This window comes from Pseudomonas sp. HK3 (assembly GCF_052920985.1).
On the sequence record NZ_JBREXD010000001.1, the window covers coordinates 892561 to 903869 of the forward strand.

General features: G+C 40.8%; 11 protein-coding genes. 7 read left to right on the forward strand and 4 right to left on the reverse strand.

Translation table 11 applies throughout. From position 1 onward, the window contains the following. The first annotated feature begins 10 nt into the window (after positions 1-10). The 5 genes from ACU6U9_RS04290 (at position 11) to ACU6U9_RS04310 (ending at position 5121) form a co-directional block, all read left to right on the forward strand. Positions 11-778: an SDR family oxidoreductase gene (locus ACU6U9_RS04290; protein WP_446733826.1), complete on the forward strand. Its 768-nt coding sequence runs from the start codon at positions 11-13 to the stop codon at positions 776-778. A gap of 463 nt (positions 779-1241) precedes the next feature. Further along, on the forward strand, positions 1242-1472 hold the full coding sequence (locus tag ACU6U9_RS04295) for a hypothetical protein (RefSeq protein WP_446733827.1): 231 nt from the start codon (positions 1242-1244) through the stop codon (positions 1470-1472). Further along, positions 1456-2886: a hypothetical protein gene (locus tag ACU6U9_RS04300; RefSeq protein WP_446733828.1), complete on the forward strand. Its 1431-nt coding sequence runs from the start codon at positions 1456-1458 to the stop codon at positions 2884-2886. Before ACU6U9_RS04295 ends, ACU6U9_RS04300 begins: the two co-directional genes overlap by 17 nt. A gap of 720 nt (positions 2887-3606) precedes the next feature. Then, positions 3607-4716 carry an SMP-30/gluconolactonase/LRE family protein gene (locus ACU6U9_RS04305; RefSeq protein WP_446733829.1) on the forward strand — a complete coding sequence of 370 codons (1110 nt, stop codon included), beginning with the start codon at positions 3607-3609 and terminating at the stop codon, positions 4714-4716. Positions 4717-4776: 60 nt separating this feature from the next. After that, a complete protein-coding gene (locus tag ACU6U9_RS04310; protein ID WP_446733830.1) occupies positions 4777-5121 on the forward strand; it encodes a hypothetical protein in 345 nt (114 codons plus the stop codon). Between the two features lie 20 nt (positions 5122-5141). Here ACU6U9_RS04310 and ACU6U9_RS04315 read toward each other — a convergent pair whose 3' ends face one another. Next, entirely contained in the window at positions 5142-5714 is a 573-nt protein-coding gene (locus tag ACU6U9_RS04315; protein WP_446733831.1) for a phosphoribosyltransferase, read from the reverse strand. Between the two features lie 159 nt (positions 5715-5873). Between ACU6U9_RS04315 and ACU6U9_RS04320 the strand changes: the two genes are divergently transcribed. Then, the gene (locus ACU6U9_RS04320; protein ID WP_446733832.1) at positions 5874-6452 is read left to right on the forward strand and encodes a phosphoribosyltransferase; all 579 of its coding nucleotides are present in this window, start codon (positions 5874-5876) and stop codon (positions 6450-6452) included. Positions 6453-6526: 74 nt separating this feature from the next. Here the strand turns inward: ACU6U9_RS04320 and ACU6U9_RS04325 are convergent, their stop codons facing one another. The 3 genes from ACU6U9_RS04325 to ACU6U9_RS04335 form a co-directional block, all read right to left on the reverse strand. Further along, positions 6527-7327 carry an RDD family protein gene (locus tag ACU6U9_RS04325; RefSeq protein WP_446733833.1) on the reverse strand — a complete coding sequence of 267 codons (801 nt, stop codon included), beginning with the start codon at positions 7325-7327 and terminating at the stop codon, positions 6527-6529. Positions 7328-7429: 102 nt separating this feature from the next. Beyond that, complete coding sequence (locus tag ACU6U9_RS04330) at positions 7430-8551, reverse strand: hypothetical protein (protein ID WP_446733834.1); 1122 nt, start codon at positions 8549-8551, stop codon at positions 7430-7432. Positions 8552-8596: 45 nt separating this feature from the next. Continuing rightward, on the reverse strand, positions 8597-10585 hold the full coding sequence (locus ACU6U9_RS04335; RefSeq protein WP_446733835.1) for a TonB-dependent receptor plug domain-containing protein: 1989 nt from the start codon (positions 10583-10585) through the stop codon (positions 8597-8599). A gap of 185 nt (positions 10586-10770) precedes the next feature. Between ACU6U9_RS04335 and ACU6U9_RS04340 the strand changes: the two genes are divergently transcribed. Next, positions 10771-11307, forward strand: a complete 537-nt coding sequence (locus ACU6U9_RS04340) for a MotA/TolQ/ExbB proton channel family protein (protein WP_446733836.1) — start codon at positions 10771-10773, stop codon at positions 11305-11307. Positions 11308-11309: the final 2 nt, after the last annotated feature.

An 11309-nucleotide genomic window follows, 5' to 3' on the forward strand; every position in this document is an offset into this window, starting at 1 on the left:
GGAGAGCAGTATGTCGACAGAATTATTTAACCTAAGTGGTAAAGTTGCACTCGTCACGGGTGCCAGTCGTGGTATTGGCGAAAGCATTGCCAAGTTACTGGCCCAACAAGGCGCGCATGTTATCGTATCAAGCCGCAAGCTTGATGGTTGTCAGCGTGTAGTCGATGAAATTAAAGAAGCAGGCTACAGCGCACAAGCCATTGCGTGTCACATTGGCGAGATGGATCAAATCAGCGCAGCGTTTGATCAAATTAAACTGGAACACGGTAAGCTCGATATTCTTGTGAATAATGCCGCGGCCAACCCATATTTTGGCCATATTTTAGATACAGACGTCATGGCGTTTCAAAAAACAACCGATGTAAATATTCGTGGTTATTTCTTTATGTGTGTTGAAGGTGGCAAGCTAATGAAAGCCGCTGGTGGCGGCAGTATCATTAACGTTGCATCGGTCAATGGCGTGACACCAGGTTCGCTACAAGGCATTTACAGCATTACCAAAGCATCTGTTATTTCTATGACAAAAGCCTTTGCTAAAGAGTGTGCGCAAATGGATATTCGTGTGAATGCGTTGTTACCTGGGGCAACAGATACCAAATTTGCCGCAACCCTAGTTAAGAACCCAGCTATCTTAAAAAAAGCATTAGAGCATATCCCAATGGGCCGTATTGCTGAGCCAGATGAAATGGCTGGTACGGTTTTATATTTAGCCAGCGATGCATCAAGTTACACAACCGGAGCCTGCATTAATGTAGATGGTGGGTATTTGTTGGCTTAATGGTCAATAAATGATGAGAATGAGCGCGCACGATTAAGCGGTTTTTAACGGACTTAACTTACGTGCGCAGTTTTCTATTTTTATTTTAAAAGCGTTGATTGAAGATTGCCCGTTTCTTCATTCAGCGCTTTTTTATGTGTCAAAAATGTTATTTTAGACAACTATTTTTAGAATAATAAAAACTGAACGTTAATAACGGCACCGAAAAAATATTTTTATAAATTTTAATGCATGTTGTATGAACTAGATCTATTGAATAGTAAATATACTATTTTAAAAACAGATTATCTTTTAGACCCACATTTTCTTTACCCATAAATAAACTCAAAAGACAAAACCCTAAATTGCACTATTTACCTTTGGTTTCCCGCTGTTAACCTTTGCGTCTTTTGAATTTTACGATCAATTTTGGGTTAATTGCATGAATAAAAAACTGTTAAATCCGTTATTAGGGACTGGCATCGTGCTGATTTTGACTGCATGCGGCGGGTCTGGTGGAGGATCAGGGACTGACGATGGATCTGGTGATGGTGGTGGCGAGCCAAAAAACACGGCCCCTAGCGTATCTGAAATAATTATTATTGATAACAACGGCGGGTCTTTGTACACCCGTGACGAATTATCGGTGCAGTATCAATATAGCGATGGGCAGGAACGATCTAGAAGGATCAACCGTTGTGCGTTGGCTTGTTGACGGAGAGCAAGCTGATACAGGCTTAAGCTATATTGTAAGCCCAGCCGATGCTGGTAAGTCTATTTCTGCTGAGGTAGTACCCGTTGCACAAACAGGGTCGATTAATGGCGTTGCGGTAAAGAGTGAAAACGTGACGGCCAAGGCCCGTAGTTTTATCTTATTTGAAGCGCGTGACACTGAAGGTAATCAATCCACTTGGGCGACTGATGGCACAAATGTTGGTACGCAGATTATTGCAAACTTCAATACGAATGAGGACGGTGTTGAGTTAGTGGATGCCATTGATTTTGGTGACAAGAAAATACTGTCAGTTAACTCTGATGGCAAACGAAAAATGGCTGTGACTGACGGGACTACTGAAGGTACTGTTATTTTCAATGATAATGGCCTCGATACATTAAGCCCTGCTGGATTCACAGAGTTTAAGGATAAAGTCTATTTTAATGGTTACAGTGCAGTAAATGGCCATGAGCTTTGGTCTACTGATGGCTCTCAGGAGGGTACATCACTCGTGAGGGATATTGCCTTGGGTAATTTTGTTGGGAATCAACCTCATAGCAGTAGCCCTTCTCATTTAACCGCTCTAAACGATACGCTATATTTCAGCGCGTATACGGCATTCGAAGGGCCTGAACTTTGGTCCAGTAAAGGAACTTCTAGCCAAACAGCAATGGTCGTTGATTTACACCCAGGATTTTATGGTTCATCGCCTACGCACCTTAATGCGCTAAGTGATAAACTTTTTTACACCGCTGAGTTTTACGCATTCCCTGCAAGAGGAGTGTATGTTTATGATCAGTCAAAAGGTACGAACACGCGATTACACAAAGCCTTTTTAAATCGTGCACATCATTTTGCGGCTTATAATGACAAAGCATTTTTTGTTTCTTCTGAGCGTGGTCAAAAAGGTTGGCTAAGTGATGGCACAATGGCAGGAACTCAACCATTAACGATGCCTCAAGGCTCCTTAACCGTATTTCAATCGATTGTTTTCAAAAATTCATTGTATATTGTTGCAGGTAGTAATCTCTATAAGCTAAATGATGACACTAACGTGTTCGAAATAGCCCACGCATCTCTTAGTAACGTAAGCAGTGTGCAAGAATTTAACGGTGAACTGTTCATGGTGGCTGTTAGCACTGAGTCTGTTAATACAGGAGAAGAAGTACACCGCTTCGATGGCAATACCGTTAAGCTTGTAAAAGATATTGCAGAAGGTGATTCTGTCAGTAGTAATCCATATAATTTTCATGTGTTGAATGATCATATGATTTTTACCGCAGAGAATGATGCAAATGGACGAGAGTTATGGATTACGGATGGAACAGAAGACGGTACGCATTTATTAATTGATATTAATGCGGATGCTGCTAGCTCAATGCCCTATTTTTGTTATATTGATGCTTGCAAATAAAAACTTCAGGGCGACTGAAAGATAAACTTTAAACCTCTTAGGTTAATATGATTTATCATTGCAGTGAAAAATTTCGCCGAGTGTCTATTGCAGCTAGCGCGGATGTATTTTATGAGTCAATACATTCGTGCACTTAATGCCGCTTACTAATAATGGGTATACTTATTATATGAGTTTGGTATGCATTTTCATTTACACTCTAAGCTTGAACGTTGATTGATTTTTCAGAGTACCAATATACTGAATTATATTAATTCAGATCTGATCCCGCTTACGTCATGACGGCCTTTAGGCATGGTTATACAGACCACCCCTTGATAATCGCACTAGCTTTGCATGTTCAAATGATTGCTTTAAAATAATGATAAACATTTCTTTATAATCTTATTTTCAATTTATTGTGTTCATTCAATATTTTGTCTGCGCAACAGAACATAGTTGCTATTTATTTCCATTGAAAAAATAAATCTGATATACAAACCTAACGAATGGCTATTTTATGGCTCTAGGGGTCATTTACTCTATGCAAAATAGGGTAGAGTAATGTTACTCTCAAAAATATATGATAAGTCTTTCAAAAATAGTTTGCTTGATTTTGCTTACCTGAGTGAAAGCAGTACAGTTGAGAAAAGATAAAACTAGGTATTGTAAAATTTCAGTAAAATCAATAGCTTACCGTGCTATATTGTAAGTATAAAAATAAAAAATAGGACTTATTGCGTGAAAAAAATAATTATCAGTTCAGCGGTCGTATTGGTTGGTTACCTTGCTTTTTGGCCGGTCAAGATTGAGCCTGTTGCATGGCAGGCACCGGATAATCAAGGCTATACAGGTTCATTTGCACAAAACCAACAGCTGAGCCAAGTTAATCGCATTGAATTGAATGGGGATATCGGCCCAGAAGACCTAGCATTAGACGATAAGGGTAATGTTTATTTTTCATTATTAAGCGGTGATATTAAATACCTAGATCAAAAAGGCCAGATTAAATCTTGGGTTAATACAGGAGGTCGTCCATTAGGTATTGAGTTTGATCAGCAAGGTAATTTATTAGTCGCCGATGCCATTAAAGGGCTGTTGAGTGTGACGGCCACAGGTAAAATTACAACGCTCGTGGACACCGTCGATGGTGTCGCCGTTAATTATGCTGATGATGTTGACGTGGCGAGTAATGGCAATATTTATTTTTCTGATGCCTCGACTAAATTTCATGCAAAAACCTACGGCACTTATGGTGCCAGTTTGCTTGATATAAATGAGCATGGTGGCCATGGTCGCATCATTGAATACAATCCCAAAACAAAAATCGCCACGGTGTTGGCCAATGATATTAATTTTGCTAATGGCGTCGCGCTCAGTCATGACGAGCAATATGTGCTGTTTAACGAGACGGGCAGTTACCGTGTTTTACGCCTAGCGTTAAATGGAGAACTGCGTGGCACGCTTGATGTGCTGATTGATAATTTACCGGGTTTCCCCGATAACTTGGCCCAAGGCAGTAACGGCTTATATTGGTTGGGACTAGTGAGCCCGCGCAGTAAGCTGTTGGATATGATATCGAACTCGCCTGGTTTGCGCAAAATGGTGCAACGCTTACCTGCCTTTATGCGACCTAAAGCCCAGCACTTTGGTCACATCATTGCGATAAACGATGCAGGTAACGTCGTGTTCAATTTACAAGACCCACTTGGAATGTATGGGCAGACCACAGGTGCGATTGAAGTAGGTGAAAAAATGTACATTAGTAGCTTGCATGAAACGGCATTGGCTGTGACGCAAAATATTAATTTGGGTAAAGGCAAAACGTTAAACGTAAAACACGATCTATAAGCCTGCCTGTCATTTAACTGTCATATTTCATGGTTACTGTCCTAAAAAAAGGACATGACCATGAAACCACAAATTAAATACTTTCTATTTACTTCTTCGTTGTTTTTGAGCGCAAAAGCTTTAGGCCAAGAGCCTAATGAGCTAGATACTAACATTTTGAATAATTTAGCTGGAAAATACGATGTGCATTTGTCTGTGCTAGAAGACTTCGTGCAGAGCTATAACTTTAAGTGCCCACAAACATTATCAGCCAATGATCTTGTTGGTATTTTAAACACAGAAGAAGAAGACACAGAGCTGAGCGTCATGATAGAAAGTGATCGTCTTCAGTGGCGTGACATTTATGTCGAAGCACGTTCCGGTATTAGCTGTTTACAAGATGGCTTTGTGTCTAAAGGTTACTGATATTTGCCATCTTGAATCCGCTATTCTTTAGGCAGGTGATCTTTGATTATTTTATAGAGTTCAGGTCGACCTTTGGCCATTTCTTCATTACTCAGCCCTTCAAGCGAATGAGGGTATTTGAGCCATGCTTGTGTCTCATGAATATAAAAGTCAGGTACGCGCCCTGTTTGATTTCGAGAGGGCTTATAATAAGGCACGGCAACTCGCACATCATTGGGCATATTAAGTCGTGTACGGCGTTGCAACTCATCAATAATGGCCTCGATAGAGCGGCCGGTATCAAATACATCATCCACGATTAATAAACGATCATCATATTTGATGTTCTTCATCAGATAGTTCAAACCAAACACTTTAACTTCGCGTGATTGCATATCGATACCGGCGGCATAAGACGCAGTGCGGATCGCAATGTTGTCTGTTTCAACGCCGTGATAAGCCAAAAATTCTTGTACAGCGATACCCACAGGCGCGCCACCACGCCAAACCGCAATGATAAATGTAGGGCGAAAGTTAGATGCTAACACTTGAGCTGCCAGAGCAAATGAGTCGTCTAGTAAACCTTGGGCGCTTAAGTATTGTTTTTCACTCATGTGAGCATCCTATCGTGTGCGAACTATACTAATAACAGTATAAACAGAGGTATAAAAAGGCTATTGAGCTTCATTTTAGCCTATGGCCTAGTTAAAAGCTGACCAATCGGTTATTTTATGTGATTAATGATTCAATCACTTGTCAGCGTTGGAGGCAAGATGGAAAAGCGTTTTTTAGATGAAGAAAACTTGATTCAAGATGCTTTTCGCCTAGGCGTAAAGATTTTAGAAAGTGGGTTTAGACCAACCTTTATTGTGGGCTTATGGCGTGGTGGCAGCTCTGTGGGGATTTACGTACAAGAATGCTTGCAAACTTTGGGTGTGAAAACTGACCATATATCCCTTCGGACATCGTATAAAGGCCAGCCTGCTTACCAAAATATGGTGGATAACCCGGACGAAATCAGAGTGCATGGTACGCAATACTTGGTTGAAAATTTAAATGCAGACGATGGCTTGTTGATCGTTGATGATGTATTTAGTACTGGGCACAACATCAGTGCAGTATTACGTCGTCTTGAAACACATTTAAAGCGCAACTTACCCAATGACATTCGAGTTGCAACGTTGTATCAAAAGCCAAAAATGAATCAAACCAATATTAAGCCTGATTATTGTTTACATGAAACCAATGACTGGCTTGTGTTTCCTTATGAGTTATCTGGTTTAAGCGTAGACGAAATAGCACAGTACAAGCCCAATGTGAGTCCTTTGCTTGCCCATAAATATTTGAGTTGAACAGTCGTAGCGCCATAAAAAAACAGGGATGTTAGTCCCTGTTTTTTTATGTTTATTAAATAGATTCAAAATAGCTAGAGTACGGGCAGGTCGTAAATCTGTTCATAATGCATTTCGATTATCTGCCACTCACCATCCACTCGCTTAAGGTTTACCGCAACAGGCAGTTTGCTGTTTTGACCGGTGACTAATAAAACGAAACTTGCTTCACCGTCATCATTTTGAATAAACAAATTACTGGTGCTGCCCACATCGACCGATTCGATCGGGCCAATTAATTGCGTAATGCCAGGCTCTTCCATGATGGCTTGTTCTGCTATTTCAAATGCCTGTGAATGCTCTACAACGTATTTTGATAAGTCATTAAAGCCTTGCTCTGAAAAATCAATACTGGGCAAGCTAGGCGTGAACATATAAACGCAAATAATGAGTAATGCAGCTAAGCCACGATGACTCGATGAAATCGCCGTATCACGCTTGACCTGTGTGCTGGCTAAATAATCACCTAGGCGGCGTTTATTTGAATTGGCTATCATTGTGATGGTTTCAATTGGCCATGCTATTAACGTGAGGTTACGTATAAACGTGGTGGCAGGTGAGGCGGGTTCGCCGGAGTCTTTGAATACCCGAATGCCCATGACTAATTTACCCAAGCCTAGGCCTTTTATACCGTCTTTATTGGCAAAAATAATAAAACCCATTAAGCCAATCAGAGACTTTAAGCTCATACCGTCTTGAATAAACGGTGCATCCCAAGGTGTTTTAAGCACAAAAAAGACAAAGTATACGAGCAGGGATGTTAAATAACCGTAAAACCAAAAATCAATTAAAAGGGCGGCAATACGGCGTTTACGAGAGGCGATGGGGTTATCCATTAATCATTTCCTAGTACTAGCTAGGAACATGTTAACGGATTTGAAGCAGAAACCATACATCACATACTCAAGATAGGCAGAGCATGTGATGTAAGTTTAGTGCTATTCGGTTACTTCTGCGTAACGTACATATAGATTGCCACTAGGTAATGTACCGTCTTCCCCATAGTTACTTACAACTTGAGCTTTAAAGTAACGGTCGCCATCTTTAAACAAATAAGTGGTGAAGGTTGGCCACATTTTATGCCCACCCGCTACATTGTAATGTAACGCACCATAGTTACCCGGTGCTGAAAGCGCGGTAAGGGCTGTATCATTGAAAAATTTATAAATATCGTTGCCACTGGCTTTAGGGTTAGTGACATCAAAAGCCGAACCAGAGTCAGTTAATACGTGCCCGATACCAGCCGTACCATTACCAGAAACGGATGCATTGACTTGAATGTTCCAGCTTTGGCCTGCGCGTTCTATGCTCAGTTCCCAGTTATCATTTGCAGTAACCAGTGCATTGGTTTCCATGTCCCAGTATTGGCGTTCGTTTGTAAAGTTAATAGCATTTGATTTATCTGCAGCAACAAATACTTGAGCATTATCATCCCATTGTTCGACAGAAAAATTGATCGCATAACTAACACCAGACTGGTAGGTAAGGTCAGAAACTTTTACACGCCCATAATTATAATGACCGTTTCCATCGTCTACAGCGGATCTTACAATCCAGCCATTACTTGTGGTTTCGTTTAATGTGATGGCATGTGTGGCTGGGTTATAACTCGCCCAATCACTAAAATTAATGTAGGTATTAATGCTATCAGAAATGAAGTCTGATTCTTCACAGCTTGTTTTTGTTATGGCATTGAATGCGGCTTCTGTATTGTCACGTGTTAATGCTTCAAATGCTGACTGTACTGGTTTTTTATCCGCATCGTATAGTCCGTCAGGTGTATGCGCCGCACATCCCGTTATATTGCCACTGCCTGAAATACCGCCGTTGACAGTAAAACCAACACTTTTTTGATAAGAGAAGTGCCAATTTTCATTTTTTGTAACGGTTGTTCCAGACTCTAAATTCAAATAAGCCGGCGCTGTTATAGCCTCAAAGGCGGCATATTGTGATTGGCTATTGTCAGTTTTTGGATCGCTGGCTGCGTTATCTGAACTACTGCCACAAGCACTTAGTAATGCACTAAGGGCTACGATTGAAAGGGTAGAAGTGTGTTTCATTGTTAAGCTCCTATATTTTTTTGGTTTGTTTAAATAATTGAAAAACTAAAAATTTAATCGTGTCAATGCGATACCAACATACGTATAGCGGCCAGCATCAGGGCGAAGGTCACTGCCAATACTAAAGTCACGCTGTACGTCAGTGATATTGTCGATGCCGGCAAACACGTTCATATGTCGGGTTGGATAGTAATTCCACTTAAGATCAATTTGAGAATAAGCGGGGGTGATTAAAGTATTTTCTGCGTCAGAGAATTGCTTCGAATAATATTGATATTTAAGCGCCAATTTATTTTTATGGGTAAGGTAAAAGTCGAAACTGGTTTTGATATCGTGCTCTGGTCGACTGGTGAGTGCTTTGCCAGTTTTTTTGTTTTCGGCGTTCAAGTAGGCGTAACCCAGGTGCGTGGTTAACCATGAACTGACTTCATAAGATGTGCTTATTTCAACGCCGGATGTTCTCGCGCGATCAATATTGCCATATACATTTGCAACCACTTCAGTGCCGTATTGGCCGGTTAACTCGTTGGTTTTATCTTGATTTACATAAAAATCGATGAGGTTTTTTATGTCATTTTGATAAATGCTCATATCAAAACTAAGTTGTTGGTTGTTTGAGTACTCTAAGCTTGCTTGCACATTAACGGAGGATTCTGGCTCAAGATTACCATCGCCCATTAATACATAGCCAATGTGGCTATGGTCAAAAAAGTGGTATAGTTCTTTTAGTGTTGGGGTACGATAACCATGACCACCGCCAAGGCGAATATTCAAATATTGATCATTACCCACAAATGGCGTGTATTGCAGGTTTAGCATAGGCGAAAATTCAGTACCGTATTTAGGGTTTTTGTTGATACGGCCGCTAATCAGAATTTCTAAGTCTTGGTTAAACTGATTACCTAATTGGAAAAAATGATTGTAGTTTTCGATTTTTTTACTGTCGACTTCAGTTGTCACCGTAATGGCTGTGCCATCATTCTTGTGCGACGTTGCATTCATCTCGTCTTCTAACAACTCAAGGCCAAATAAAACGTGGCTAGTGTAATTATGGTTGTATTTATATTGAGCAGTGACACCGCTATGAGTAATATCAGTCACACGGTTTTGTTCGACATGAGACGTGTTTATTAAGTCTTGGCGTGATTCATTTTCATAATCTTCAAAGCTATAACTTAGTTTAAACTGACCTGCTGTATCGTTGTCTTTTTCGAATACTGCAACAAGGGCGTTTTTTTCAGTGACGTCTATTTTATCTTGAGGCACATTACCAATACCGCCAATAAAGTTATCTTTAGTTGTTTTGATATCTTCACGATACAAGCGAGGCGAAATCATTAACGAGCTAGAGGGCGTTAACTTAGTGATACTTTTTGCACTTATGTTCGACTTATAGCCTTCCCAGCCTTGCGATTCTGTCGTGTTATCGGCGCGAAAGCCGGTAGAGGTTTGAGTGTCCGAAACAAATTGCAGTGAGCTGCTTTCATTGGCTTGGCTGATATTAATATTCAGGTGCTGTTTGCCAACTGGGACAGCATTATAAGGTAAATCTTGATCCCCCCAAGAGCCGCCGATGTAGCGTACGTTTGCTTGACGACCTATTTCTGGCTTGCGAGTGACTACGTTAACAACGCCGCCCATGGCGCTGGTGCCATAAATGGCTGACATAGAGCCCTTGCTCACTTCGATTCGCTCAACATCGCCAATCGCAATCTGAGAGATATCAACGCTGCTTCCTGTACCAGCTGCCACAGGAGTACCATCAATCAGTACGGCTACTCGGTCTGAGTCATAACCTTGCAACCAAACCCCTACACCGGATTTACCGGTAATCGGTTTTAGTTGCACTCCGGCTGTATAGGCCAGCGCTTCGGCTAAGTTTTGGGCATGACTTTCTTCAATGGCATCACGGCTAATCAGCTCAACCCTGACAGGTTGTTCACTTAAATGAGGGTAATGCTGACCATGACCAGTGACTTCTTGAGTATCTAATTGAACGGCAGCAAAGGTTGTTTGAGATGCAAGCAATCCCATAAGTAAAAGGCACGAAGTTTGGTGATTTATCATAAGTGATATTGATTCTTAAATGCTTATTATTATCGATAGTATTGCATATGATAATCATTCGCAATAGAATGTAGTGAATAATTATGAGTCTTGTATGAATAACAACCATGCAAAATGTCAACTTTGAACCTAATAACCGCTCGGAAATAACCATGATCTCCTCAATTGAATTCTTTATGTATCGCATTAGCGATCTTTTGTTGGCGCCTGTGCTATTGGCCATTTTGTTTGTTTTCTTTTTTGGATTTTACAGCTTGGGACAAGTAGCGATGCAGGCTTGGCAGCGCAGAGCAGGGCAGGCTGTGGCGTTAAATCGTGGTTTTGAATTACACCAATATCAAGCGGCTACGCAGACAAGGGATTTTGACGAGCTAGAACTGTTTGCATTTAAGCGCTTAGAGTTTTTGAAACTAGTCACAAAAGTTGCCCCAATGTTGGGCTTAATTGCCACCATGATTCCTATGGGGCCAGCACTTAAAAGTTTAGCCGACGGTAATATTCAAGGAATCTCTGAAAATTTATCCCTTGCATTTGCAGGGGTTATTTTTGCGCTTGCCGCGGCCTCTTTAACGTTTATTGCTGTGTCGATTAAAAAGCGTTGGTTGGCTCAAGATCTAGTGGATATGAAGCAAACCTTAGAAAATTCGCAATCATCTAGCGTTTCATTGAAAGCTGTTAAAGAGGCTTAATC

Excerpts from the sequence above, each read along its gene's own strand:
- ACU6U9_RS04330 (WP_446733834.1), bottom strand. The coding sequence starts at position 8,551 with ATGAAACACACTTCTACCCTTTCAATCGTAGCCCTTAGTGCATTACTA.
- ACU6U9_RS04320 (WP_446733832.1), top strand. The coding sequence starts at position 5,874 with ATGGAAAAGCGTTTTTTAGATGAAGAAAACTTGATTCAAGATGCTTTT.
- ACU6U9_RS04340 (WP_446733836.1), top strand. The coding sequence starts at position 10,771 with ATGATCTCCTCAATTGAATTCTTTATGTATCGCATTAGCGATCTTTTG.
- ACU6U9_RS04335 (WP_446733835.1), bottom strand. The coding sequence starts at position 10,585 with ATGGGATTGCTTGCATCTCAAACAACCTTTGCTGCCGTTCAATTAGAT.
- ACU6U9_RS04325 (WP_446733833.1), bottom strand. The coding sequence starts at position 7,327 with ATGGATAACCCCATCGCCTCTCGTAAACGCCGTATTGCCGCCCTTTTA.
- ACU6U9_RS04310 (WP_446733830.1), top strand. The coding sequence starts at position 4,777 with ATGAAACCACAAATTAAATACTTTCTATTTACTTCTTCGTTGTTTTTG.
- ACU6U9_RS04315 (WP_446733831.1), bottom strand. The coding sequence starts at position 5,714 with ATGAGTGAAAAACAATACTTAAGCGCCCAAGGTTTACTAGACGACTCA.
- ACU6U9_RS04290 (WP_446733826.1), top strand. The coding sequence starts at position 11 with ATGTCGACAGAATTATTTAACCTAAGTGGTAAAGTTGCACTCGTCACG.